At 37.6% G+C, this 25,573-nt stretch carries 32 protein-coding genes and 4 pseudogenes; 29 read left to right on the plus strand and 7 right to left on the minus strand.

What is annotated here, in order from left to right:
- The first annotated feature begins 28 nt into the window (after positions 1-28).
- The 8 genes and pseudogenes from F895_RS10350 to F895_RS10335 all read left to right on the plus strand — a co-directional run bounded on the left by F895_RS10350 (position 29) and on the right by F895_RS10335 (position 3,806).
- Positions 29-238 carry a cold-shock protein gene (locus F895_RS10350; protein WP_004653101.1) on the plus strand — a complete coding sequence of 70 codons (210 nt, stop codon included), beginning with the start codon at positions 29-31 and terminating at the stop codon, positions 236-238.
- 452 nt (positions 239-690) lie between these two features.
- Positions 691-900 (plus strand): cold-shock protein, encoded by a 210-nt coding sequence (locus F895_RS10345; RefSeq protein ID WP_005241032.1) that lies wholly within the window; start codon positions 691-693, stop codon positions 898-900.
- A gap of 238 nt (positions 901-1,138) precedes the next feature.
- The gene (locus F895_RS20380) at positions 1,139-1,270 is read left to right on the plus strand and encodes a hypothetical protein (RefSeq protein WP_264641552.1); all 132 of its coding nucleotides are present in this window, start codon (positions 1,139-1,141) and stop codon (positions 1,268-1,270) included.
- 135 nt (positions 1,271-1,405) lie between these two features.
- Positions 1,406-1,567 (plus strand): annotated as a pseudogene (locus F895_RS19460) (FAD-dependent oxidoreductase); the annotation flags it as partial.
- Positions 1,568-1,783: 216 nt separating this feature from the next.
- Positions 1,784-1,945, plus strand: coding sequence for a hypothetical protein (locus F895_RS20050; RefSeq protein WP_005241035.1), 162 nt, complete (start codon positions 1,784-1,786; stop codon positions 1,943-1,945).
- 2 nt (positions 1,946-1,947) lie between these two features.
- Positions 1,948-2,220, plus strand: coding sequence for a hypothetical protein (locus F895_RS20260; RefSeq protein ID WP_005241037.1), 273 nt, complete (start codon positions 1,948-1,950; stop codon positions 2,218-2,220).
- Positions 2,221-2,625: 405 nt separating this feature from the next.
- Positions 2,626-3,060 carry a putative hemolysin gene (locus F895_RS10340; RefSeq protein ID WP_005241040.1) on the plus strand — a complete coding sequence of 145 codons (435 nt, stop codon included), beginning with the start codon at positions 2,626-2,628 and terminating at the stop codon, positions 3,058-3,060.
- Between the two features lie 185 nt (positions 3,061-3,245).
- On the plus strand, positions 3,246-3,806 hold the full coding sequence (locus tag F895_RS10335; protein ID WP_005241042.1) for an FxsA family protein: 561 nt from the start codon (positions 3,246-3,248) through the stop codon (positions 3,804-3,806).
- 53 nt (positions 3,807-3,859) lie between these two features.
- Here the strand turns inward: F895_RS10335 and F895_RS10330 are convergent, their stop codons facing one another.
- Positions 3,860-4,045 carry a hypothetical protein gene (locus tag F895_RS10330; protein ID WP_005241044.1) on the minus strand — a complete coding sequence of 62 codons (186 nt, stop codon included), beginning with the start codon at positions 4,043-4,045 and terminating at the stop codon, positions 3,860-3,862.
- Positions 4,046-4,287: 242 nt separating this feature from the next.
- Here F895_RS10330 and F895_RS10325 point away from each other — a divergent pair, with 242 nt between their 5' ends.
- Entirely contained in the window at positions 4,288-4,545 is a 258-nt protein-coding gene (locus tag F895_RS10325; protein ID WP_005241046.1) for a hypothetical protein, read from the plus strand.
- 59 nt (positions 4,546-4,604) lie between these two features.
- On the opposite strand, the gene metK is transcribed toward F895_RS10325, so the two are convergent.
- Positions 4,605-5,771 (minus strand): methionine adenosyltransferase, encoded by a 1,167-nt coding sequence (gene metK, locus F895_RS10320; protein ID WP_005241047.1) that lies wholly within the window; start codon positions 5,769-5,771, stop codon positions 4,605-4,607.
- 383 nt (positions 5,772-6,154) lie between these two features.
- Between metK and tkt the strand changes: the two genes are divergently transcribed.
- From tkt to F895_RS10305, 3 genes and pseudogenes are all read left to right on the plus strand, one after another.
- On the plus strand, positions 6,155-8,143 hold the full coding sequence (tkt, locus tag F895_RS10315) for a transketolase (RefSeq protein WP_005241049.1): 1,989 nt from the start codon (positions 6,155-6,157) through the stop codon (positions 8,141-8,143).
- 73 nt (positions 8,144-8,216) lie between these two features.
- On the plus strand, positions 8,217-8,750 hold the full coding sequence (locus F895_RS10310) for a DUF3916 domain-containing protein (protein WP_005241051.1): 534 nt from the start codon (positions 8,217-8,219) through the stop codon (positions 8,748-8,750).
- Between the two features lie 17 nt (positions 8,751-8,767).
- Positions 8,768-9,258 (plus strand): annotated as a pseudogene (locus F895_RS10305) (hypothetical protein).
- A 13-nt stretch (positions 9,259-9,271) separates the two neighbouring features.
- On the opposite strand, the gene F895_RS10300 reads toward F895_RS10305, so the two are convergent.
- Positions 9,272-9,682: an OsmC family protein gene (locus F895_RS10300; RefSeq protein WP_005241054.1), complete on the minus strand. Its 411-nt coding sequence runs from the start codon at positions 9,680-9,682 to the stop codon at positions 9,272-9,274.
- Between the two features lie 227 nt (positions 9,683-9,909).
- On the opposite strand from F895_RS10300, the gene F895_RS10295 reads away from it, so the two are divergent.
- The 4 genes and pseudogenes from F895_RS10295 (at position 9,910) to F895_RS10280 (ending at position 13,549) form a co-directional block, all read left to right on the plus strand.
- Positions 9,910-10,488: a YceI family protein gene (locus F895_RS10295; protein ID WP_005241056.1), complete on the plus strand. Its 579-nt coding sequence runs from the start codon at positions 9,910-9,912 to the stop codon at positions 10,486-10,488.
- Positions 10,489-10,641: 153 nt separating this feature from the next.
- Positions 10,642-11,241 (plus strand): annotated as a pseudogene (locus tag F895_RS20430) (hypothetical protein); the annotation flags it as partial.
- Positions 11,242-12,449: 1,208 nt separating this feature from the next.
- Positions 12,450-12,959, plus strand: a complete 510-nt coding sequence (locus F895_RS10285; protein WP_005241059.1) for a hypothetical protein — start codon at positions 12,450-12,452, stop codon at positions 12,957-12,959.
- A gap of 32 nt (positions 12,960-12,991) precedes the next feature.
- The gene (locus F895_RS10280) at positions 12,992-13,549 is read left to right on the plus strand and encodes a hypothetical protein (protein WP_010590239.1); all 558 of its coding nucleotides are present in this window, start codon (positions 12,992-12,994) and stop codon (positions 13,547-13,549) included.
- A 27-nt stretch (positions 13,550-13,576) separates the two neighbouring features.
- On the opposite strand, the gene F895_RS10275 is transcribed toward F895_RS10280, so the two are convergent.
- The gene (locus tag F895_RS10275) at positions 13,577-14,440 is read right to left on the minus strand and encodes a phage antirepressor N-terminal domain-containing protein (protein ID WP_005241063.1); all 864 of its coding nucleotides are present in this window, start codon (positions 14,438-14,440) and stop codon (positions 13,577-13,579) included.
- Positions 14,441-14,582: 142 nt separating this feature from the next.
- On the opposite strand from F895_RS10275, the gene F895_RS10270 reads away from it, so the two are divergent.
- The 7 genes from F895_RS10270 (at position 14,583) to F895_RS20385 (ending at position 19,090) form a co-directional block, all read left to right on the plus strand.
- Positions 14,583-15,161, plus strand: coding sequence for a helix-turn-helix domain-containing protein (locus F895_RS10270; protein ID WP_005241064.1), 579 nt, complete (start codon positions 14,583-14,585; stop codon positions 15,159-15,161).
- 87 nt (positions 15,162-15,248) lie between these two features.
- Positions 15,249-16,181 (plus strand): IS5 family transposase, encoded by a 933-nt coding sequence (locus tag F895_RS10265; protein ID WP_000743262.1) that lies wholly within the window; start codon positions 15,249-15,251, stop codon positions 16,179-16,181.
- Positions 16,182-16,457: 276 nt separating this feature from the next.
- On the plus strand, positions 16,458-16,784 hold the full coding sequence (locus tag F895_RS10260; RefSeq protein ID WP_005241066.1) for a hypothetical protein: 327 nt from the start codon (positions 16,458-16,460) through the stop codon (positions 16,782-16,784).
- Positions 16,785-16,885: 101 nt separating this feature from the next.
- Entirely contained in the window at positions 16,886-18,046 is a 1,161-nt protein-coding gene (locus tag F895_RS10255) for a hypothetical protein (protein ID WP_005241068.1), read from the plus strand.
- Between the two features lie 6 nt (positions 18,047-18,052).
- Positions 18,053-18,574: a hypothetical protein gene (locus tag F895_RS10250; RefSeq protein ID WP_005241070.1), complete on the plus strand. Its 522-nt coding sequence runs from the start codon at positions 18,053-18,055 to the stop codon at positions 18,572-18,574.
- A gap of 42 nt (positions 18,575-18,616) precedes the next feature.
- Positions 18,617-18,964 (plus strand): hypothetical protein, encoded by a 348-nt coding sequence (locus F895_RS10245; protein ID WP_005241073.1) that lies wholly within the window; start codon positions 18,617-18,619, stop codon positions 18,962-18,964.
- Positions 18,965-18,967: 3 nt separating this feature from the next.
- Positions 18,968-19,090: a hypothetical protein gene (locus tag F895_RS20385; protein WP_264641548.1), complete on the plus strand. Its 123-nt coding sequence runs from the start codon at positions 18,968-18,970 to the stop codon at positions 19,088-19,090.
- Between the two features lie 277 nt (positions 19,091-19,367).
- Here the strand turns inward: F895_RS20385 and F895_RS10240 are convergent, their stop codons facing one another.
- Complete coding sequence (locus F895_RS10240) at positions 19,368-20,012, minus strand: SOS response-associated peptidase (RefSeq protein ID WP_005241075.1); 645 nt, start codon at positions 20,010-20,012, stop codon at positions 19,368-19,370.
- 169 nt (positions 20,013-20,181) lie between these two features.
- Here F895_RS10240 and F895_RS19895 point away from each other — a divergent pair.
- Positions 20,182-20,247 (plus strand): annotated as a pseudogene (locus tag F895_RS19895) (polyisoprenoid-binding protein); the annotation flags it as partial.
- A gap of 130 nt (positions 20,248-20,377) precedes the next feature.
- Here F895_RS19895 and F895_RS10235 read toward each other — a convergent pair.
- The gene (locus F895_RS10235; RefSeq protein WP_005241077.1) at positions 20,378-21,055 is read right to left on the minus strand and encodes a LexA family protein; all 678 of its coding nucleotides are present in this window, start codon (positions 21,053-21,055) and stop codon (positions 20,378-20,380) included.
- Positions 21,056-21,190: 135 nt separating this feature from the next.
- Here F895_RS10235 and F895_RS10230 point away from each other — a divergent pair, with 135 nt between their 5' ends.
- The 5 genes from F895_RS10230 to F895_RS10210 all read left to right on the plus strand — a co-directional run bounded on the left by F895_RS10230 (position 21,191) and on the right by F895_RS10210 (position 24,439).
- Positions 21,191-21,598 carry a hypothetical protein gene (locus F895_RS10230; protein WP_005241079.1) on the plus strand — a complete coding sequence of 136 codons (408 nt, stop codon included), beginning with the start codon at positions 21,191-21,193 and terminating at the stop codon, positions 21,596-21,598.
- Positions 21,599-21,784: 186 nt separating this feature from the next.
- Positions 21,785-22,336 (plus strand): hypothetical protein, encoded by a 552-nt coding sequence (locus F895_RS10225; protein WP_005241081.1) that lies wholly within the window; start codon positions 21,785-21,787, stop codon positions 22,334-22,336.
- Between the two features lie 227 nt (positions 22,337-22,563).
- Positions 22,564-23,316, plus strand: coding sequence for a hypothetical protein (locus tag F895_RS10220; RefSeq protein WP_005241083.1), 753 nt, complete (start codon positions 22,564-22,566; stop codon positions 23,314-23,316).
- 115 nt (positions 23,317-23,431) lie between these two features.
- Positions 23,432-23,827 carry a hypothetical protein gene (locus F895_RS10215; protein WP_005241085.1) on the plus strand — a complete coding sequence of 132 codons (396 nt, stop codon included), beginning with the start codon at positions 23,432-23,434 and terminating at the stop codon, positions 23,825-23,827.
- Positions 23,828-23,887: 60 nt separating this feature from the next.
- Entirely contained in the window at positions 23,888-24,439 is a 552-nt protein-coding gene (locus tag F895_RS10210) for a hypothetical protein (protein WP_005241087.1), read from the plus strand.
- 59 nt (positions 24,440-24,498) lie between these two features.
- Here the strand turns inward: F895_RS10210 and F895_RS19470 are convergent, their stop codons facing one another.
- Positions 24,499-25,566 (minus strand): bifunctional HD family hydrolase/N-acetyltransferase, encoded by a 1,068-nt coding sequence (locus F895_RS19470; protein WP_005241089.1) that lies wholly within the window; start codon positions 25,564-25,566, stop codon positions 24,499-24,501.
- Positions 25,567-25,573: the final 7 nt, after the last annotated feature.

Genomic DNA, 25,573 nt, shown 5'->3' on the forward strand with positions numbered 1-25,573 from the left:
ATGAACAAAGTTTAAAAGGTTTAAAGGTATGTCTGATACAGTTACTGGTACTGTTAAGTGGTTCAACGAAACTAAAGGTTTTGGTTTTATTCAAGCTGACTCTGGTGAAGATGTTTTTGCTCATTTCAGCGAAATCCAAAGCAAGGGCTTCAAAGTATTGAATGAAGGCCAACGTGTTTCGTTTGTTCTTGGTCAAGGTAAAAAAGGACCACAAGCAACTCTAATTACTGTTATCTAATTACTTTAGACCAGTGAAAAAAAAGCTCACACTCTGTGGGCTTTTTTTGTGCCCCCAAAAAAAGCTTGAAACTGCCAGTGAATGATAGATATTTGCGAGCCAAAGGAAATGAAATAATATGTTAAAAAATTATATAAAAAGCATGATTTGGAATTTGTAGTTGCTTAATCTTATGAATATTAAGATAAAAAAATAATGATGCTTACTCTTCGTTGTGAAAAATTCTGTAGAAAAATCTCATTTTAGCTGATGTAAAGAGATAGAGATTGCGTGAAAAATGTAAATTCGTGTATAGTTAAATGGACTAGAAGAATAACACTGTTGATTCAGAAAATCTTTGATCTCGTAGTTTTTAGACAAACCTTTCGTTTTATCAGATTTCCTTTCAAAGTTTATGATTCCAAGTTGCTTGCTGCTAAGCGTCCCAATTTTTTAAATATAGGTTTAAGTATATGTCTGATACAGTTACTGGTACTGTTAAGTGGTTTAACGAAACTAAAGGTTTTGGCTTCATTCATGCAGATTCTGGACAAGATGTTTTTGCTCATTTCAGCGAAATTCAAAGCTCTGGCTTTAAAGTTCTAAAAGAAGGTCAACGCGTTTCATTTATTTTAGGTGAAGGCAAGAAAGGACCACAAGCAACTCAAATTACTGTGATCTAGTAATCATTAGGTCATGCGATAAAAAAAAGCTCACGATTGGTGGGCTTTTTTTATCGCGATTCTTTTCAACAGGCTTTTGTTTGGCGTATTTGTTTTTCTTTTAATTAATTTTAATAAACTGCCACTTTTTGTCATAAATTAACGATTTGGTTGAAAAATTGCACTAGTCAGATATACGACTTTTTGCTAATTTATTCTTGTTAATTTATTAGGCAAATTAACAAGTGTAGTACATTTAATGAGCGTTAAAGTTATGGAAAACTTGGAGCCGTATGCTCAAGGGTTTGAGCAAGAAGTTCATGTACATTGTAAAAGATCTTTGGGTTCGTTGTTGTTCAGCTTTGTGGTCTTGATTGCGACCAGCCTATAAGAGAGAAAAGCACCTTCGGGTGCTTTTTTAATTTCTAGTCGATGCTTTTAAGCAACGATCAATTTTAACTTGCCGTTTCTTCTGATTTTAGCTGGCAATTTGTTGCTAGCTGTCGATTAACGCTATCTAAAATAGAGTGGGCATGGTGTAGCGCAAACGGTGCGTATCAGTAAGGCTATTGCGGATGATTTGTCTGGTGTGAATACGGATTATGAAATGCTCACTAAAATGCAGCGTAGCGATATTCTATTTGGCCGTTTGTTGGCGCCAATCGCGCTTGCGATGTCTAAAGGTTGATACGGCGTTACAGGAATGTTGAATACAGGGGAAAATGGTATCGTTTTAACCCGTATTCTTATTTTGGGAAAATGCCTCTTAAGTGAGAGGCATTCTTCTATTTTTCAAGGAAAAACTGCATGATGGAAGGCTATGACGAATGACTGATTAGGCTTTATTTTGTTCTATATATGAATAAATATAATATGTTAGGCTAAATAAAAAAGGATGAAGTCCATGGATATTATACAAGTGAAAGATTTTTCAGCAGTAACGGGGTACACGCAGGCCATTATGGAAATGGATGAGTGGATTGATACACGACCTTATTTTTATATCATTAAAGAGCATTATTTGGTTGATGAGGCAATTCGGTTGGAGTTTATTATTATTCAATAATCATGATGAGTATCTTAAAGGTAGATTTAGTTTCGGATTTTTATGCAAAAGTAGATGCATTCTGGGGAAGTGTGAATATTGCTGGTAAAAATAAACTCACTTACTTGATTGAAATGTTTGAGCGTGGTGTTCAGCAAAGTGATGCTGATATGCTTGAATTTGTGGCTGATTTAGTATTTGAGATGGAGAATCAAGAGATCAGGGTTTCTGCTTTAAATCATTTATTATTGTTAGATGGGCATGACCAGCATCAAATGGTAACAAAAGAGCTGTAAGATATTGCCCATCCATCAAGTGTGGCTAGTATTGCAAAGGTTCTAGAGTAGTGTTTTAAGCGGTTTAAGTATACGGCTTCTGATGATGATGGGGTCATCACAAAATGGTTTAGTCATGCCTTAGCGGATATTGGTACTGAAGAAGCGATAGCTTTAATAAGGCAATATGCACAAAGCGAAAATGAAGAAATAGCCTGGGAGATGAAATACCGCTTAAGAAAGATAACAGATAAACAATATGGTAGTCTGATAAACAAACCTAAAATGAATGTATTTAAGAAGTTTATGAGTGCTTTAAGTAAATTATGATGAGGGGAAATATGGTTTCTTCCTGTTTCAAATCATAGACATAATAATCTAAATTATTTTGTTATCTTTGCTTTTTACTTTATCAGAATTCAAATCATGAAAAAGATCTTACTTTTAGGTGCAATTGTAGCCTCATTGGCAGCGTGTTCAGCAACACCAAATAAAGAGATGACGCCACCAAAAATTGGTATGGCAAACCCTGCCAGTAAATATTGTGTAGAGCAAGGTGGCCAGTTGGAAATTCGTAATGAAGCTAATGGTCAGGTTGGATACTGTAAGCTGCCAAACGGTAAAGTGGTTGAGGAGTGGGCATTGTTCCGTGCAAGCCAGCCAAAATGTCTAGCTGATGAAGCGACAAAGCTTATTGGTCAGTCAGGATTAAGCGAAGAGCAGATCAAACAAAAGACCAAGTCGGAAATTGTTCGCAGTGTTGGACCAAATCAGCCTGTTACTATGGACTATCGTGAAAATCGTGTAACGGTAACGATTGATCCTAAGTCTAAAAAGATTATTCAGGCGACTTGTGGCTAATTGTTAAAAGAGTATTTGGGCTCTCAATTAGATTAAATTTAATTGGGAGCTTTTTTATACGAGTGGTTATAGAAGACTTGATAAATTGAGAAATGTACCCATCAATTAGTTTATTAAGTTTATTTTATTTGTTGTGTCAAGACTGATTCATCAAGATTGCACAAGGTTTAATTTCGAGATTTGACATGAATCTACTTCTTATCGTGGTATTTGGCACAATTGCTGAAGTTTTGGTCTGGATTGGCGTGGGTGACCTCGTTGGAAGTATGTGGTATGTGTTTTTCTGGTTTATTATCGCATTCTTCATTGGCTTGAATATGGTTCGTTCAAGTACATCAAGCATTATGCCGCAATTACAGCAAATGCAGATGAGTGGTCAAATGGGTAATGATCCAGCAGTCACCAAGAAGCTTGCAATTGCAATGTCTGGTTTTCTGTTAATGATTCCAGGCTTGATTTCTGATGTTTTGGCGGTATTGATATTGATTCCATCGGTTCAGACAGCATTCCGTAATGCTTTAATGAAAACCATGGCGAAACGTCAACAAGCCATGATGGAAAAAATGATGGGTGGAATGGGGGGAGGTGCTGCTGGCCAGAACCCGTTTGCTGATCTGATGCGTCAAATGCAGGATATGCAAAATCAGCAGAGTGGTGGTCAATACCGTGATTCAAGCATTATTGACGGTGAAGCACGTGAAGTGAAGCCTGATCAAAAGAAAATTGAATTTAAAGATGTGAACTGATTTTTTAATAGGTTTCAAATCAAGAAAAGCACACTCTCTAAAGTGTGCTTTTTTTATGCGTCATCTTTTTTATCTTGCTGGTTTGATGTTTGGTTTAAACCGGCAGGTTGGCCTATCTCTTTAGTTTGTGGCTGGTAATGGCTTGGCGGTAGTGTGGTGATTTCATTTTCAGACTGTTTGTATTTTCGACTGCGATTGGCTCGTTCCCGAAATCCACCTTTGTTGATTAGTTGGGTCATGCTTATCCCACAATTCGTAAATAGCTTATTTTAGCAAATTACGTGAAAGATCAAAATAATATTAATAACTTAAAGATTTTATCGAAAATAGGAGTCTAACCAAATTGTCATAAAAATTTGTTAATTTGAATGCGTAGGTCAGAAAACAAGATTGAATTCTCGTTTTTTTTCTCTTAGGATAAAATTGCAACATTTGAAATTGTTGTAAAAAGAAAATAAAAAATAAGTGGTAGGAGGAATAAATGATGTTATATCAATATCATTGTGCATGTTGTGACAAGGTCGTCGCATCAACAGATAAAGAGTGCCCATATTGCGGTTCTCATCATATTCGTAGCCCGTATGGTTTATGGATGTTTTGTGTTGCAGCTTGTTTGGCTGTAGTTGTGGTGATCAAGCTTGCGCATTTATATACTCAACATCATCAAGAAGATCAACCTGTTCAAAACACCTCTCTATTTGAAATGTTTAAGCAAGATAATACCAATTCAAGTAAATAATCTTGGGGGAAATAAAAAAGCTCGCATTTGCGAGCTTTTTTATGAAAGAGCAGTGCGGATTACAATCCAGCAGCATCTTTAAGGATTTCAACTTTGTCTGTTTTTTCCCAAGTAAACGCAGAATCAGAACCTTCGCGACCAAAGTGGCCATAAGCTGCAGTTTGCTTATACATCGGCTGAATCAGATTCAACATACGTGTGATTCCGTATGGACGTAGATCAAAGTGTTCACGCACCAATTGAATGATTAGTTCATCTGATACTTTACCAGTATTGAAGGTATTGATAGAAATCGATGTTGGTTCTGCCACACCAATTGCATAACTCACTTGGATTTCACATTTGTCTGCCAAACCAGCAGCAACAATATTTTTTGCCACATAACGGCCAGCATAAGCAGCAGAGCGGTCAACTTTCGATGGATCTTTACCAGAGAAAGCACCACCACCATGTCGTGCCATACCACCATAAGTATCGACAATAATTTTACGGCCTGTTAAACCACAGTCACCTACAGGACCGCCAATCACAAACATACCTGTTGGATTGATATGGAATTTCGTACCGGCATGGAACATTTCAGCAGGGATGATCGGCTTAACGATTTCTTCAATAATCGCTTCTTTAAGCTGAATTTGAGAAATTTCAGGGTCGTGTTGAGTAGATAGTACAACAGCGTCTAAACGTACTGGTTTGCCATTTTCATAAGCAAAAGTGACTTGGCTTTTCGCATCTGGGCGTAACCACGGTAAAATACCAGAACGACGTAATTCTGCTTGACGCTCCATTAAGCGGTGCGCATAAGAGATTGGAGCAGGCATGAGTACATCTGTCTCTCGGCTTGCATAACCAAACATAAGACCTTGGTCACCAGCACCTTGATCTTCCGGTTTCTGGCGGTCAACACCTTGTGCAATCTCAGGAGACTGTTTCCCGATCATGTTAATTACAGCACAGGTTGAACCATCAAAACCGAGGTCAGAATGGTGGTAGCCAATTCCGTTTACGGTTTGACGTACAATCACTTCAAAGTCCACATTTGCTGTGGTTGTGATTTCACCAGCAAGAACAACCGCACCTGTTTTTACTAATGTTTCACAAGCGACACGCGCATACGGGTCTTCTTTTAGGATTGCATCTAAAATTGCATCGCTAATTTGGTCAGCCATTTTGTCTGGATGACCTTCGCTTACAGATTCTGAAGTAAAAACAGCATACTCGCGCATGAACGTCCTATCATTGGTATTTTCAAAAAGACAGAGTATGTTACATCGACTTGGCGCATAGGACTAGCACAAGCTGACTAAAAAGCATGAATTTATTTCATTTTCATGATGTTTTTATTGATATGAGTATCAGTAAAAGTGATATTTGGTGTTTTCTATATGAATAAATTTGTAATTCAGAAGTAAAATTCAGGTACTAATATTATGTGAGCTGTTTATCACATGAACATTTGCCCTCAGAATACCAAATGAATGCGGGAAAAATAAGAAATATCGTGTATTGCACTTTACCCACTGTCGTTTTTTTAAGACAATAGTCTCAGTTTTTGAAAGATGGTTTCTCATCTTCTCTCATCTTATTTGATTTAATCGGATTCTGACTTATGACAACCCCTTTAAATGAACGTCGTATTGCAAACGCAATTCGTGTCTTGGCAATGGATGCTGTGCAACAAGCAAACTCAGGGCATCCAGGTGCACCAATGGGGATGGCAGATATCGCTGATGTGGTTTGGCGTGAATTTTTAAATCATAACCCAAGCAACCCGCAATGGGCGAACCGCGACCGTTTCGTATTGTCGAATGGCCATGGTTCAATGTTGCAATACGCATTATTGCATTTGACTGGTTATGATTTATCTATTGAAGATTTAAAGCAATTCCGTCAATTACATTCTAAAACACCTGGCCACCCTGAATATGGTTATGCGCCTGGTATTGAAACTACAACAGGTCCTTTGGGTCAGGGTATTGCCAATGCGGTTGGTTTCGCTTTAGCTGAAAAAACTTTGGCCGCTCAGTTCAACAAAGACGGTTTGAATGTTGTTGATCACTTCACTTACTGTTTCTTGGGTGATGGCTGTTTGATGGAAGGTATTTCTCACGAAGTATGTTCACTTGCAGGTACCTTGGGTCTTGGTAAACTTGTTGCTTACTATGACGACAATGGTATTTCGATTGATGGTGAAGTTGAAGGTTGGTTCAGCGATGATACTGAACAGCGTTTCAAAGCGTATGGTTGGCAAGTTCTTCGTGTAGACGGCCATGATGCCGCTGCCATTCGCCAAGCAACTGTTGAAGCGAAAGCTGAAACCAATAAACCAACGATCATTATCTGTAAAACGATTATTGGTCTAGGTTCACCAAATAAACAAGGTAAAGAAGATTGCCATGGTGCACCATTGGGTAAAGACGAAATCGTTTTAACCCGTGAAGCATTAGGCTGGAAAGAAGATTCATTTGTTATTCCTGAAGATGTATATGCAGCTTGGGATGCAAAAGCAAAAGGTCAAACGTCTGAAGCAGCTTGGAATGAATTGTTCGCTCAATACCAAGCAAAATATCCAACTGAAGCGGCTGAATTATTACGTCGTATCAATGGCGATTTACCTGCTGAATTTGCTGCACAGGCAGATGCATTTATTGCTGAAACCAACGCAAAAGCAGAAACCATTGCAACACGTAAAGCAAGCCAAAATACCTTACAGGCCTTTGGTCCATTACTTCCTGAGTTATTAGGTGGTTCTGCTGACTTGGCGGGTTCTAACTTAACACTTTGGAAAGGTTGCCAAGGCGTACAAGACAACCCTGCGGGTAACTATGTGTATTACGGTGTTCGTGAATTCGGTATGACCGCAATTGCAAACGGTGTGGCTTTACACGGTGGTTTTGTTCCTTACGTTGCAACATTCTTAATGTTTATGGAATATGCACGCAATGCTGTACGTATGTCTGCATTGATGAAGCAACGTGTGATTCATGTGTATACGCACGACTCGATCGGTTTAGGTGAAGATGGTCCAACGCATCAACCAATCGAACAAATTGCATCGTTACGCGGTACGCCGAACTTAAATACTTGGCGTCCATGTGACACAGTTGAAGCAGCTGTTTCTTGGAAATCTGCACTTCAACGTAAAGATGGCCCATCAGCGTTAATCTTCTCTCGTCAAAACTTGCCATTCCAAGCACGTAATGAAGCTCAAATTCAAAACGTTGCAAAAGGTGGTTATGTACTTGCTGAAGAAAAAGGCGAGTTAAAAGCAATTATCATCGCAACAGGTTCAGAAGTTTCATTGGCGATGGAAGCATATGCACAGCTTGAAGGTGTGCGTGTTGTGTCTATGCCGTGTGCTGAAGAGTTTATGAAGCAAGATGCTGCATATCGTGAAGCGGTATTACCAGCGCATATCCGCGCGCGTGTAGCGGTAGAAGCGGCTCATGTGGATTACTGGTGGAAGTTTGTTGGTTTAGACGGCAAAGTGATCGGTATGACGACTTACGGCGAATCTGCACCAGCAAAAGACTTGTTCCAATTCTTCGGTATCACCACTGAAGCGGTTGTTGCTGCGGTTAAAGAATTGACTGCTTAATTGAATGAAGTAGTATAAAAAGGCGTCCTGATTAAGGGCGCTTTTTTTTATGATGATTAAATGGAATATAAAAATGAGACGGTTTGGATTATCAAATAAAAAAGAACGGGGAATTCCACGTAAACTAAGAAATTTTAAGTGTTGGAGTGAAAGTTTTAAAGGATATTTTCCTGATTTAGAGGGGGATGAAGAGCGATATTATAATTGGAAGATACCTGTACCCATGAATATGGTTCAAGGAAAACATGCTCAACAAGAAATAAAGGCTGAGTGTGCTCAATATCTTATTAATGCTTGTCAGTATTTAATTGAAGCAAAACCTCAAGGACTAAAATTCTGTAAAGTGGCATGTGTCATTGTGCAACCAGATATGTTTGCTAGTGAAATTTGTTTATATTTAGATGAAGATTATTTTAATGCCCATACCTTATCGGCAGGTTCTTATGATCCCCAATATCTTTTAGCGGACAGGCTAAGTTTGGCCAAAAATTGGAGGCTACAAATTCCTGATCACATGTATGAACGAGGAATACGTATTCATTATATTGATCTGAAGGATGAATCAGCGAATTATATAGCTGATCAGTGGTACTTTATTGAAACTTAAAAGAGTGAGATATTGTGATGAGAAAGGAATTCGAACTTCATACTTTTGATGAAATATTAAATATTGGTATTTGGAAAATCTAAGTAAAAAAGAAATATTTTGGCAGTGTGCAGAATATAATTTTTTATATCGTGCATTACAAGAAAGTTTCAAAAACAAAAATGGTGATCCAGCATTTGGTGGTGATTATGCTTATCTTATGCATGCCTATTTTGAAGAGGCTATCCAAGCTCGGGTTAAATATCATCACATGCCAAGTTGGACAAAGTTACAGGGAAAAATATTAATATTTGATGTGCACTCATCAATGTTTGACTGTTTGGGTGAAAAAGAAACAGGTGGATTTATAGATGGTTGTGATACACCACCACCCGAGTTTTGGATTCATTTCGATGGAAAAAATTTATATTCATTTATTCCAAATGAGCTCACAAATATTGTCGACTTAGCAATAGATATCTCGATGAGTGGCTCATTGGAATGGTATACGGATGTGATTGAAATTTAGTGTAATCGGTCATTCATCCAATACTTAATTCACTCTGAATCGAAATATTTGATGTTAATAACTTATGAATCGGGCAGCTTTCTGCGACTTTTAACAAACGTTTATGCTGATCCTCGGTAAATTCACCTTTTAAGATAATTTTACGCTCAATATTATTCTGTCCTGATTCTGGCTCACCATTGGGATTCAAGGCTAAATCGACCTGAACATGATCAATCTTAATCCCTTTGTGATTGGCGTACATTTCCAAAGTAATGGTGGTACAGGCGCCTAAAGCCGAAAGTAAAAGCTGAACAGGGTTCGGTGCAGTATCTTGACCACCTTTGTTGGCAGGTTCATCTGCATACCAGGTATGGCCAGCAGGATCTGTCAACGTAACGCGATAAGATGTAGATGTACTAAGTGCTTGAGCTGTATGAGTCATATTTTACCTTGTTGTTTATCGTGAAGTATCTAAATCAAAATAGACCGATTGACCACATCTGCTTGCTGATCAATTGTCCTGTATTGAGTTGTCTTATGATATTGATTTTTGATAAGTGCTGTAACGCTTTTATTGTTGCACTGGTGAAACATATCGTTTTATAAAGACTAGTGAATAAAAATACTTGATCTATACACTAATCACTATATCAAACAAGGATATGAAAAATGCAATTTAAAACATTAAGTCTCGGGTTAGCAATTACTTTAGCAAGTTCGGTTACATTGGCTGCGCCAGTCGACTATAAAATTGACCCAACGCATACGGCGACAGTATTCAGTTGGAATCACTTTGGTTTCTCTACACCAAGTGCAAATTTCACCGATATTCAAGGGACAATTAAAGTTGATAATGCAAAACCTGCAAATTCATCTGTAGAAGTGACGATTCCTTTAAGCAGTGTAAATACCAATGTTGCTGCGTTGGATAAAGAATTCCAAGAAGAAGCTTGGTTTAATGCTGCAAAATATCCAAACATTACCTTTAAAAGTACCAAAGTAGAAACTAAAGACAAGAAACACTTTAAAATTACAGGTGATTTAACCGTTAAAGGCGTAACTAAACCTGTAATATTAGATGCTGTACTGAATAAGCAAGGTGAGCATCCAATGGCGAAAGTACCTGCAATTGGTTTCAATGCTACAACAAGCTTTAACCGTTCTGCATTTGGTATCGGTAACTATGTGCCGAATGTTGGTGACAAGATCACTGTGAATATTACAACCGAAGCAACTGCTGCGAAGTAATATTAAGTAAATACAAAGGCTTATAAGGTAAATAGCTCTTATCTTATAGGCCTTTTTTATCGTCTATGCTTTTTAAAAAGATGATTATTTTGTTTATTTCACCAATAAAATAGCTAAAATAAAAAGAAAATTACGCCAAGATTACGCCATAAAATGAAGATACCTAAACCTCGTAAACGAGGAAATTCTTACCGCATTGAATTAATGTTTAATGGTAAAAGAATCAGTGCAACTCGTGACACAGAAAAAGAATGTGAACAATGGGCAGCACTCAAGCTCCTTGAACTTAAAACAGGAAAGGCTCAGGAAGAAAAGGGCATTAAGCCGCCTTTACCTTTCAAGCAGCTTTGCGAGAAGTATTTTATTGAAAAAGGTTCAAAGCTAAAGTCTGGACATGTGATTAGAAACAAACTGGACAATTTAGAGCGTATCACAGGCGAATTGGCCACAAAGTCAATATATGACTTCAAACCAAATGATATTGTACGTTGGCGCAATAAGCGTGTGTTAGAGGTACAGAGTAGTACAGCTCTCCGTGAATTTGCTATGTTCTCGGCGATCTTTACGTATGCCCAAAAAGAACTATTTCTTATTGAAAGTAATGTTTGGAGTTCTGTTGTTAAGCCAGATAAAGGCAAGGGAAGAAGTCAGCGAATTTCGCTTGAAGATCAAGAGAAGATTGCAAAACTGCAATTGGACAATGAACTAAATGGCTATAAGTGGACTGAAGAGCAGAAGCTAGAATTCACTAAGCAGATCAATATTTTACGCTTGGATGCTGAAGGTAAACTTTCAGAGGATCAGAAGGCGATTGCGAAGAAGGCTTACGATGATATCTATCAGTACGACATTGATGCCTTTAGACGAACTAAAGCCTTAAAGTTCGCAGAATTTCAGCAAAGCATGCTGAATGAAATTAACTTTTCGCGCGATCTAATTGCTAAAAACACGATGATGCCTCATCGCTATCAGCAGTTCTCTTTAATGCAATCTTATTTAGAAGCAATCCGTCAAACAAATATGGATGAATTATCTAAAAAGGATGCTGTATCTAAAGATAAAGATCTAACTGACACTGAGAAATATGATCAACTTCTTCAAATTGAAGCGGCATATCAACAGAAACGTTTTGCGTTGATTAGTGATTTTAGTAAGAGGGAGCAGGATCTTAGAACGGAGCAAGCTCAATCAACACTTAATACTTATGAAAGTATTATGGGTGGCTTAGCTGGAATGCTTGATAAAAACTCCAAAGAGTACGCAGTGGCTATAAGTGTGCAACGAGGAATAGCTGTTGCTTCAGCAACAATGGCAGCTTGGCAAGCATATACACAGGCTTTTGCGGACCCTACAGCCATGACTTTGCCACAAAAGTTTGCTGGTGCGGCTAGTGTTTTAGCTGCTGTTATGCCAGCTATTCAAGCAATTAGCTCAGCAAGAATGCCAGCCTATAGGAATGGCGGATTGGTAACGGGTGCTGGTACTGGTACAAGTGACTCTATTACAGCAAAACTTTCAAATGGTGAGCATGTGGCTACTGCATGGGCCGTCAATAAAATTGGAGCTGAAAACTATGATTACATGAATAGAACAGGTCAACTGCCACCGAATCGCGACGATGCTCAACTGAATGCAATTCAACGGCAGCAAAGGCAAACTAATTTGATTAATGAGTCTGTTAGTCAAAGGAATGCATCTAGCAATCAAGTGCAGCAAGAGCCTCCCCAAGTTTATGTTAATCCTAATATTGCAATTATTGATGATCGCAAAACTTATAGAGAATATATGAGGAGCCAAGCTGGGCAACAAGACATACTTTATGTTATAGATCAAAATAGAACTAAGTGGGGATTGAAAAGATAAAACTACTTATTGAAATTGGTTCTGGTCGATAATCAAAGTTGACTAAAACTACTCCTGTGGTAGTTTTAGTCTTATTTTTATAAAAACCCGAGTTAGATATGAAAAAAATCTTATTACCAATCTTGGTATTGGGGGTGGTTGGGTGCTCTTCAAACCAAAGTACATCTTCACCACAAATAGCCAAAAATAATTTTGATGGCAGCTCAACCGTTTTGTACAAACCATCTAATATTGTTTGTGATTCTTTATCTTTATGTCCTAATATTGGATTTGCTTATAACAGCAAGAGCAAAGATTATATTGGTGTTAATGTGGTAGTACCGTCGCAGATTAAAGCTATTAATGAGCTTTCAATTAATATTGATGGGAATACAAAAACATTTAGAGCTCAAACTACCTCAGATATCACACTGCTCAACAATTACAACTATAGTGCCCAGACTTTTTTAGTACCTACAGACTTTTTGGCTAAATCCAAAAACGCTAGAACTGTAACACTAAGAATTGCAGGTCCAAGCTACATTCAGGATGGTTCCTTAAGAAGCAAGAAGGGCGAAAAAATACTTGCTGCTAGAAATTTAGAAGCTCTATTAGAACAAGTGCAGTAAGCTCCCTTAAATATTGGACTAAAGCTATCTGTATGGTAGTTTTAGTTTTATTTACTAATAACGAGAATGGGGAAATGAAAAGATTATTTTTATGCTTTGCTTTAGCTGCATTTGGAACTTTTGCAAACGCCGAAGAGCCTAAAGGGGTTAAAGTTCTAACAAGTGGGTTTGATGGTACTAAAGAGGTTACTTTAAAACCTTATGGTTCATCCTCTTGTATGAGCTTTTCAAAGACATGTATTTCTGTGGGTGCTCTTTGGAAAAGCAATTTGCCAGATAAAGTTGCACTTGATCTTTATTCCCTGGGAAAGTTTGTGAATATGACAGATTTATTCATAAATGTAGATGGTGAGATAGTGAAAGCGGATCGAGTTTCCTTTGCGAATGACCACCAGTTAACGGGTCTTTATAAGGAGTCATTCCAGCGGTTTGTGATTCCTAAAGAAGTTTTTAATAAAATTTTGTCTGCGCAAAAAGTCTGGTTGAAAATTGAAACAACTTCAGGATCCTATATTGAGACTAATTTAATAGAAGAAAGTAAATCTACATTAGCTCTAGATGGTTTAAAGCGATTTGCAACTCAGTTTTAAAAGAAGCCCCTTACGGGGCTTCTTTACTTATCGTGCTTGACGATATCTGAAGAAATCGACTCGATCATACATGTTCATATCGAAGGGCAATTCCTCTCGAATGCGAAAGCGTAACTCTTTGGCTTTTGCACCCAATACCAGTGAGGCTACAAAAGAACCATCGGTAAAATGATCATTAATTTGACCTGCCATATAGGGATTAATTAATCGAAATGCTTCTGCATAGCAGCTCCACCAAGCCGCAACCCATGCCATGTGGATTGCTAGAGCCTCTATATTGTTTTTATGGATATTGGTGGCGGTTTTAATAAATCCATCACTAAGCCAAGACATGGCTTCATCATAATTACTTAATGGCAATTCTTGATAGCGAGGAATATCAAAAACACGGTAGAACTCGTTATAGACCGCCTGATAGTGTTTTCCTTCACGGTGACACTTGTTTAATACTGCCTGCTTAATGTGCTGTTGCTGTTCAATCGTAATAGTGTTCGGATGTTGCTCTGCAACTTTCGGCATAAAGTGCTTGTATAGGACGTCAAAGCATTCAAGTTGATACTTAATTAAAGTGTCTTTGATTTCTGGTTTAACACGATTGACGTCAATACCAAATAGCCAACCATTTAGGTAGCCTACAGGTAGACAAGAATACTCCTGTTCACCACCATTTGAAGGTGTTCGTATCATACGAATACCCTGACTGAGTATATGGTTGCGTTTAATTCGCTCAAATTGCCCATTCCAAGCCAAACCAATATTTTCACATATTGGTTTCATTGCTACATATGGTTTGTCTTCATGCATGAAGACGGGTATGGATTGATTATTAAACTTTACTGTTTCACATTTAACTTGAGAAAAAGTATTGCTCATTTGTGGTATATTGTTCATATCAATATCCTTACGTGGTTGTTGATAGAGATAGGTTGTATGCTTGCAGGCGCAGCCTATCTCGCTATTAAGTTATAAAAACCTATTTACAACTTGTTTTATTAAGTTATGATACCTTTATTGGTATGTCAATAGGTGTTTTATGGAAAATTTTGCACAACGTTTGAAGTTTTTTAGAACTAGAGCTGGCTTAAATCAACGTGATTTGGCTGATATAGTGGGAATTTCGCAAAAACAAATCTCTGATTATGAAGTTGGGTTGTCCAAACCCAGACCAAATACTTATATAAAGCTACTAGAGACTTTAGGGGTTGATGAAACCACATTTGTATCGACAATTATTCCTGATTCCAATGAGCCAATTAAATTAAAAATATTGAATAGACCAGCAGGTGAATACATATATTTGCCTTATTGGATTAAGGATGTTTTGATGGGTACTGTAGATGACTTAGAGGCATTAGTGTTTTGTAGTAATGCTCTAACTCCATATCTTAATAAAAATGATATTATGGTTATTGATAAAGCAAATAGACATTTAGAAAATGGTTCTATTTATGCTTTTGATATGTCAAAAAGTTTAGCAATAAGAATTGTTCAAACAAAAATTTTAGGGGGGGTTGAATTGAGTGCAACAGATCCTAAAATTCTTAATGAAAACTTTGACAATGACAAGTTGCCAGTTTATGGAAAAGTAATTTATAGACAAGGGCTAATGTGATTGTAATGAGCGTTTGACCTCTTAATGCTCAAAGGCTTTGTTGCACAAACCTATCTGTAAAGGCTTTTTCAGCGATATAATTTTCAAATGAAGAAGCCTACACACAAAATCTACCGCACAACCAATTGGCCCGCATATAACCGAGCACTCATTAATCGCGGAAATATTGCCCTTTGGTTTGATCCTGCTACGCAATGGTATGCTCCATCAAAAGGCAAACAAGGGCGAAATCAAACCTACTCCGACGCAGCCATCCAATGCTGCTTAATGATTAAATCCTTATTCCGTCTATCTTTACGTATGGTCACTGGCTTTGTGCAAAGTCTGATTAAACTTTGCGGATTAAATTGGACCGCACCAGATTACAGTACGCTTTGTAGAAGACAAAAGCATATTGATATTGCAATCAGCTACCAAAAAAGTAGCGATGGGCTGCATCTACTCGTAGACTCTACAGGGATGAAGTTTCTAGGTGAGGGCGAATGGAAACGCAAGAAACATGGAGCTGAATATCGTCGCCAATGGCGTAAACTACATATTGGTATAGATGCCAAAACCCTACAAATACGCGCTATTCAGCTCACAACCAATAATGTCTGTGATTCACAGGTGCTTGGTGATTTACTTAATCAGATTCCACAAGATGAGCAGATTGACTCTGTTTATACCGATGGAGCTTATGACACCAAGCAATGCCGTCAGGTCATTGCAGATCGGCAAGCACATGCGGTGATTCCACCTAGAAAAAATGCGAAACCATGGAAAGATACAAAGAGTAGCTCGCTAGAGCGAAATGAATTACTTCGAACAATTAAACGTTTAGGTAGGACACTATGGAAAAAATGGTCAGGCTATCATCGCCGAAGTTTGGTTGAGACTAAAATGCACTGCATCAAATTATTAAGAGATAAACTCAGTGCAAGGAGCTTTGATAGCCAAGTCAATGAGGTTCATGCACGTGTAGCAGTCCTCAACAGATTTACGGAATTAGGTCGACCACTTACCCAAGTTACGCCTTAAATTTGGCTCAATTAGGGGCGCTTTGCCTTTCAAATCTTTGTGCAACAAAGCCAAAGAGAAGTATTTTTTAAACAGGGGAATGTTGATTTGAGTAAATATACTAGCTGTATGGACACAAATATGAAGCCTTTAAGTAAAGAGCAAGTGCAAGATATTATGGATAAAATAAAGTAATTGTTAATCTATGCGACATAGGTTGTCTTTTAACTTTAAAGCGATGAATGAAGAAGTAAATATTTTTGCTAATCTCAGGTTTTAAAATAAAAAGAGGTGAATATGATTGAATGGGTTAAGGGGCGGTTAGGCCGAATGAAGTATGCTTTTATCGAATTTCCAGAATTAAAATGGCTATCCATTTTTAATTTTTTTATATTCTTAATGAGCATTGTACTGTATCAGCCTTTAATGGTTTTCCTTTATAAGTTAAACCTTATGGGTGGGTATCTTTTTCAAGATCTAATCCAACAGAATGTTAAGTTGGTAATTTGGGGGCAATTTATTGTCCCATTATCTTTCGCAATTTGGGGTTACTTTGATGTGGTTTCATCCTACGAAAGCAAGCACCTTAAGAAGTATAAGCAACTACCTAAATGGGCTAATTGAGACAAAAGATAAGCTACTTTCGGGTAGCTTTTTTTATTCTCTTATTTTTATAGTTTTTCACTAAAAAGTAAAATAAACTAATTGAAAATAAGGGGGAATAAATGAAAAAACTAATTTTATTAGCAATGATGTTAGGTTTGACGGGGTGTGGTGATAATAACCAAAGCGACAATCAATCTAATACACAAGTAAATACATTACAGAAAACGGAAGCGGCACCAACTGTAGCAAATTACAGCTTAGCAGCGCCACGAGCGATGAGTGCTGTGGCTCCTTTGCAGGGTTGGAGTATTACTCAGTCAATTGTAATGGGTGCATCGACATTAATTGATGCAATTAAGGACACTAAAGTATCAGCAGCATTAGTTACACCAAACGCTAAGCAAGTGGCTGAGGTATTAAGAGGTGGTGCAGCAGGTGTTGCTTTAAGTATTGCGGTTGATCAACTGCTTGATGCTGTAGATTGGGTGATGGATCCAGCAAATAATAGGATTGTTTACAAGGTTCAACCAGAAGTAAATCCGAATATACCTAGATATTGGGTGATTTCGGATAGATTTATAAACCCAAATGCATATGGTTATGCCACTCCTCAGTTGGCTTGTAATGCCCATTTAGGAAAAAAAGTGTGGGCCACTTCACCAATTGTTTCGTCTGTAAAAGATGAAGGTATCAATCCAAATAATCCTTATATATCTGGTTGTTTGCTATATAAAGATGATGGAAGCTTATTTGGAAGTAGTTCAGTAAGTTACGAAATTAATCCTGCATATGATCCTAAAAAGCAGCCAGAAGAAGAATTCTTATCTCTCGAAACTGTAGCCGAACAAGTCATATCTAATGCCCAAGTAGGCAATCTAGATGCTCAGGTTGCTACTAATATTGCAGCTCAGAATATTCTTAATGATGAGGAGTTGGCTAAGCCTGTTGTTCAAAAGTTAGAGGATAATGCAAGAGATAAGGATCCAAAATGTAAAGAGTATGTGGATGAGATAGTTAATCATGTTTCTGACTTAAAAGATCGACATTACATGATGCTAACTGACCCGCTGAAATTATATAAATACTATAGATATGTAAAAAATAAAAATCCTAATGGAGATGGCACTTATGAGGGGCATCAACAAAAATATTTAGCTGTCCAAGGGCAATTAAAATTAGTTATGGCTTATGCTGATGCTAGGCAGTGTAGGTATGACAAAGTTGAAGCAAGTTATTGGGCGACAAACCCACCTCCGAAATCCCCACTTTACGCACAGTAATGAAACATGATTAAAGTTAATATTAGATACCCAGATTATTCAGAGCCACTAAAAAGAATCACATATGTGGATTCGAATGAAAACTTGTTAAGAGAAGAGTTTATAGAGTCTGATGGAAATTTAGCTTTATCAATTATGTATGAGTATGACAATACAGATGCATTATTAAGTAAAAGCTTATTTATTGGCCCTGATCCTATACTTGGTTTTTATCAAGAATTTATTCGTTTTGATAATTTCGGTTTTAGAATTGAAGATTACTTAGTCGAAGGTGAGGCACACCAGAAAATTAGTATCATGCAAGGTTCCTATGGGGATTTAAATTCCAACTCAAAAAGTGTCTGGTTTGACTCAAGTGGTAATGAAATTTATTCAGCTACTTTATCAATAGGAAAAATTGAATACAAAGATACTAGTGGGAAAATAATTGAAAGTGTTCCTGAGTTTCTGAAAGATAAATTTCCAAAGTATTTATCATTTGACTTGTTTTTAGATGAATACTTAAAAAAATTGAGAGAGAAATACTAAATCAAAACCCCGCAATGCGGGGTTTTTTATTGTGAGAAGAATATGAAAGTCACAGTAAACGGGCATGAATATATCTTGCTCACCAAATGTCCATTACTTGAAACAACAGAACGTTATGAGTTTAAAACTGATGTGCACCAAAGCTTTGATGCGACAAGCGAGGAAAGGATTCCTTTGCTTGATGTAGCACGTCAATCCTTCAACTGGTCAATGATGGCATTTAGGAATGAAGTGCCTGAAATGTTCAATGATTTGTATTCATGGATGCGCAAAGAGTATTTAGTGCTACAACCTTTAGAGTCGCAAATGGTAGGCAATCTATCTGATGATTTCATTGAGACAGATACAAGCAATTTAGGCATCAATGTTGGCACCTTGATTCTTGTGTAGGCTGTGGGAGTTTTAAAGGTTGCAGAAGTCACTGAGATTGGTCGCTATGAAGTGATTAATGATGTTCCTGTATACATCGATGATTATCGGTTAAACGAGGCTGTACAGCATCTGATGCGAAGATAATCCCATTACGGAAGGTAATGATTGCAGGCAACCCGCTGAAACCAGTTCTATTGCAACTGTGATAGCCATTCGCATTGATGGCTCTATTACTATGATGGAAGATACATCAGAGAGTAAATCACGCCTTAGATGATTTTTGATTTCGATGATTTGGTTGGAATGGCTCATAGCTATCACTTGAATTTGTTACATATTCAAAATGATATTCTATGGCTCATAATGTTTTCAAATTTAAAATTCTGTGGATAAATAAGGACAAGTCGTAACTTGTCGTGGCCTAATGTGCGTTTGGTCGGAATTTATTCATATCTTTTTTAGGTGCAGCAGTAAATTCATCAACTGGCATCTCAAAGAAAAACTCTTGTGCTTCTTCATGAGAACAATTAAGCCAGTCGTTTCGCCTATCTCTTGGTATCACTATGATTGAGCGTTTCTCATCTTCAGGAGCATGTAACTGATTCATGAAAGGGTGAGTGTCAGAATTGATTGTCAGCATCGACATTGATCGGATTTCCTCACCATTCACCACAGAGTATTCATAAATTCCAGCAACAGTGAAGGGCCAATCATCTTCACGATATGTCCCGTACCAGTGAGATTTACCATCAATGTATTTGGGTTCAAAAATAGTCTCTACTGGTATCAAGCAAAACTGATTCTTCTTCCATGCATTACGAAAACTTGGCTTGCTGGCTACAGTCTCAGTTCTGGCATTGTATGTGTTACGGACCTTCTTTAAATCTTCAACCCAAGGCGCAACTAATCCAAATCTAGCCAAACGCCATTCAATATCACCTTTCTTTGAAAAGAGGATAGGTCCTGCATAATTCGGGTAGATATCAGTCTTATAATCAAACGTTGGCTCAAGCAGATCTAAAAGCTGAACTCTGTCTTTTGAGATTGGTTCATAGTTGGCGCACATTTTTATTCCGTTGTTATTGTCCTTAATTGCCTTTATATTACTCCTCAGAATGTACCGACTAAGTTTAAAAGCTTGTCGGTTTTGTTGTTTTTGTGCCTGTGGATAATTTCATATTTACGCCATTATCACGCCAAATTAATTCAAGTTATTGTTATTTATATTTTTATATTATGTGCCGAATGTTGGTGACAAGATCACTGTGAATATTACAACCGAAGCAACTGCTGCGAAGTAATATCTTATTGCATAAAAAAGCCTAGACCATGATCTAGGCTTTTTTTGTTGTATATGATTTTGATCGTACAGATTATTAAAATACTAATATTGAGTTAAAATAAGAATTCTAATAATTAATCTCTTAAAAATTAGCTATGTTTTATTTTGGATCTACGTTTGGATTGATAGATATAGCGAATGGAATCGACCACTTCACCAACAAAAATACATTCTTCATCGAGTGGAATGATATTGGGTTTGAATTCCGGATTCAGTGCTTGCAAGTATCGTGAATTATCGGTTTCGATGACGAGGCGTTTGAATGTCGCATCTTCATGTTTTCTCACCACAATCATGTCACCTGATTGCATATCGCTATATTGCACGGTAGGGTCAACCAAAATGTAATCGCCTTCATGGAAAACGGGATAATTACTTAGACCTTGTACTTTTAAATAAAAGCAGTCATCACAATCATCGGGTAGCGGTAGCCATTCTTCAATTTGGGTGATATCAACCGATTCAACATTGGTAAACACACCAGCTTGTACCCAAGATAGCACAGGTGCCATATTGGCCTTTACGGCGGTGATGTTGGAAACATCATCTTGGCTAGATTCTTTCGGCGTGGCAGTACCAAGACCTGTTTGTAGCCAATAGGCATCTACACCCAGAAAATTAGCAATTGAGGGTAAATGAGATGAGGAACTGACCAGTCCAGTCTCAAGCTGGCTGAGCGCTGATTGGGTAATACCTACAGCAGCAACCACATCTTTTTGAGACTTCTTGGCTTTTTTTCTTGCTTCTTTGAGTCGATCTTTAAGCATTTTTAATGCACCTTAAATCAATAAATTAAGAATATTAGCAAGCTAATGTGAAGTCAAATTAGTATTCTTATTGAAATTATATTAGTTTGCTAATATAATTGACCTGTCCATTAGGTTAAATGCTGGAGGTGCGGTATGAACAAATCAATCAACCCAAACATGCATATTAAGCAGAATTTAAATGCAGAAATTGAAGCATGGCTGGCTCAAGGTAATGCAATCACAACAATTCAAAATACCTATGAAGAAAGATTGAAAGCAAGACCAAGCCATGCTGTAAGGTTTGTATCCGAAGAAAAAACGCAGAAAGAATTAAAGCGACTCGAAAGAGTTGCAAATCAAGCCACAGAAGATCAAATCCATATGCTCAGTGCTTGGTTGGATGCGCAAAAGGGGCGAGCTAAAGCTTTGGTGGAAGTTCTTGGTTGTGCACATAGTTATATTTCTCAAATTAAAAGTGCAACCAGACCCTGTACAAAAGCACGATTTGAAGAAATTTATCAGGCAATGAAGCTTGTAGAAGTAAGAGAAAAGTATCACTAAGCATATAAAACATCAGTTTGAAGTTGGCCAAAGCAGTGTTTGATGCTTGAAGGCAAGTTCAAACTGGAACTCAAAACAAGTGTTCGATGAGCGCTGAGAAATAACACAAGACTTGGTTTATTCAATTTATATTTTATAAAACATGAATCAAGCCCAAAATGAAATGACATTGGTTTAGGTGACGATATGAATGTAAGTATTGCAAAGTTTGAAAAATTTGAATGGTTGACGCAGGGTTTAACACTACGCTCAGCGGGCTTGGAACCTTTTATTCGTGGGACAGGTGATCGTCCCTTAAATTATGAAGATCGTTTAGGTGCAATTTCATCAATGAATACACAATTGGCAAAGTCAGTGACAGCGCTCATTGTATTCGAACATAAAGCTAAAAGCGATTATGACTATGTTCGCCAGTATTTGGCAGACCTTTTTATAGAACAAGCCGTGCGAGATAAAAAACGTGAGCCAGAGCGTATCGCTATGTACCACTTGGCTTGGTTGTTATCGCGTATGGTATTGGATTTTGTGCTAGATCCAGATCTGGAGGAAAACTATACAGCAAAAGGACGTCTCGCTTATGCAGGTATTAGTCGTCATCAGATGAATGTGGAGAGCTATAGAAAGACATGGAAAAGCTATGAAAGCTTAATGGTTCAGACAATTGAAACAGCTATCTGTGAGGCTGAAACTACGATTGAACAATACCGGAAAAATACTTACAAAAATATGCACGCTTAGGGATTCCATTATTTCGGAAACTAGGTTATAGTTTTTATATACTGGTCGTATTACATTTGACATCGACCAAAAATAAAAAGCTCGCATCTAGCGGGCTTTTTTGTTGCCTAAAAACTCGGTATCCGTCAGGAACCGAGTTTTTTTATAACTGAAGATAAACAATCGTCCATTTTATTAATTTTATAAGTGGGTGCTCTAAAGCGACTCAATAACTCAAGGTGATTAAAATGAATTGTGTCAATAATATGATGTTGGGTTCTTTTTCAATTAAACACTTAGACATTCTTTCTTATGCAGACATTATCCCTGCGGTCATGCGAACTACAGCAGACGTATCAGGTAGGGCATATATACATGGAAATGATCAACTCGGTTCTATAAAAGTACCAGCCCTAGTCGATGAATCTCTCGCTATTTCTGCCTATTTTCAAGCACAAAAAGGGCGATTTTCTTTTACTCAGACGCGTATCACCAACCGATCAATTATGATTTTGGGAGTGGATCACGAGCCTAAAAATATAGTCACAGTGAATCATATTAAGCAAGGCTTTGTCATTTATAGCTATTTTGATGGGGGTAAATTCGTGGTGGTGTTGGGGGATTTTAATAGCTTGAATAATGTCACTTACATTCAAGAAAATCCGTCTGAGAATCCAGTTGTGACATTTGAAATTACCAGTGCCCAATCGATGAATGTTTATATTGATTATGAATTTGTTGGAGCATGGCATTCGAACAATGCATTGAAATTGCCAAAGTATTATCAAATCGTTGCACAAGAAGGTTTAACCCAGTTTGACTTTGATTTACGTGAAGCCTATGTCAGCTTGGATTATAAATTGCCATCTGAACTTGAAGATGGCGTTTATTATCACTTAACCAGTCATGGTGAAATTTTGGGTTCAGAAGTCAAGGTCGGGGACTTTGTACAGTTCCATGATCAGCAAAGCTGGATGATGCATTATCCGCAATCTGTATAAATTAAATTTTTTCAATAACCACGGGAGTGATTATGGTGGAAAATGAAAAACGAATCTACTCGAGCGAGGTCTTAACTTTAAACAAGTTGAGGCCTTTTTATTTATGGAGGACAAAATGACAGAGGTTGTTTCAGCGGGTGCAGGGATTGCGGCCGTGATTAAATCTTATGGCGTATTTTTTATTGTCATTATGGCACTGAGTTTTATGTTTTTGGCTTGGATGGTCGTAATTATGACCCGACTTCCTAAAACGAGGAGTGAATGGGTAGTTTCACTTATTTCAACCGCAGTCGGTAGTATTGCTGGAGGTGCTTTTGTAATTCAGCATTTTGGTTTACAGGCTTGGAGTGAAAATGCTTATGGTGCATTCGCATTAGGTGGTTTGTATTTCTTATGTGGATTACCTGTTTGGGCGATTATTCGCTGGACTTTTAACTATATTAATGCCAGAGAAAACTCCACTATTTTAGATGTAGCAAAAGAGGTAAAAGACTTTAAAGACAAATTTTAAATAATAAATTCAATCCAATGCCGCCTTCGGGCGGTTTTTTATTTTAAAGAGGAACATGACATGACAATAACACAAGATGGTTTCGATCTTTTACGCAAAAATTTTGGCAAGTTGAGTCAATCTCAAGTCAATGGCATCAACTTTCTCATCTCAGTACTAGCTGAAGATCAAACAGTTACATTTGCTCAAATGGCTTATATCTTGGCAACCGCTTGGCATGAAACAGCCAAAACTATGCAACCCGTGATCGAGTATGGTTCTGAAAAATACTTGAAATCTAAGCAATATTATCCCTATATCGGTTATGGTTATGTGCAATTGACTTGGTTGGCAAACTATAAAAGAATGGGGGATTATTTAAAAATTGATTTAGTGAAAAATCCGAAACTGGCTTTGCAAGCTGATATTGCAGCACGTGTCATGATTGTCGGTATGAAAAAAGGGATGTTTACTGGGAAAAGGCTGACGGATTACATCAATCAAGATAAAAAAGACTATATCAATGCACGACGAATCATTAATGGGATGGATAAAGCTGAGTTGGTCGCAGGTTATGCAGAAATTTTTGAGCAAGCACTGCAAGTTTCCGAAACAATGGCTGTGGCTGAATAAAGCGCAGAAGTTCATATCGATGTCGTATGAACTTCTGTCACGTTGTTCAGTCAGTCAGCTTAGGCGGTCGCACTAAAAGCATCCGCATAAACCACATCACCAGTAGGGACATGCTCAGTAAAAGGCAAGATTTGGAAATACTCAGCAGGTACGCCTTGTAGTATAAGTCTAGGATCTGCTTTAAAGCCAAATTTACTGTAATAAGCTGGATCACCCAGTACAACACACCCCATAGCATCTAAATCTTTGAGTGCTTCAAGGCCAGCATGCATCAGTTTTGCGCCAACCCCTTGGCCTTGATAGTCTGATAAAACTGAAATTGGCCCTAAGCCATACCAGTTTTTAGTTCCATCTGAGAGGCGTACAGATGAAAATGCAATATGCCCAATCAATTTTTTATTGCTGATTGCAACCAGAGATAAACTTAATTGTCCTGAATTGCGTAAAGCATTCACAATGAACTGTTCCGTATGACTTGAATGTTCAGCGTTTGCGAAAGCCGCTTGCGTTAAGTCAAAAATGGCTTGAATATCAGATAGTTTCTCATCACGAATATGGATATTCATCTTCATTTTCTCTTGGGTTTGCTGATCCAAAATTGTTCGGATTTGTTGCAGTACTGGAATGGCTTGAGTGTATTTTTTCCCATAGCTTAGATTGAAGGCGTAATCGAAATTATCAGGATTAAGTCCTTGATTATGTTGCATAATGGTCTCTAATTTATCTAGTGCTTTCACAAATTTTGCTTCCGCTGTTTCGGCATTTTCGTATTCTTGCCAAAGTGTTCGAATTAACGTTTGAGGGTGTTCATCCAGAGATTCCGTCAATTGATAAAGATCCTGTTTTTCTTGTAGGCTCTTGTCTGGAAATTGATTTTTCATGATGGCTGGGATATCTCCATGAATCGCTTCACCTAAGTCATGAATCAGGCACATTTTGAGTATCTTGGCATGATCAAGATGTTTAAATTGATCGGTAAAGATCATTGCCATTAAGCTTAAACGCCAGCTATGTTCAGCGGTGCTTTCTTGGCGGCCATTGGATGTATGTGAAAATCTCAACACATTTTTTAGTTTTTCCGCTTCATGTAAAAAAGCTAAGCGGTTTTGAATGACATCTAGTTCCATTTTCTTT

The organism is Acinetobacter sp. CIP 64.2 (genome assembly GCF_000369645.1).
GTDB lineage: Bacteria > Pseudomonadota > Gammaproteobacteria > Pseudomonadales > Moraxellaceae > Acinetobacter.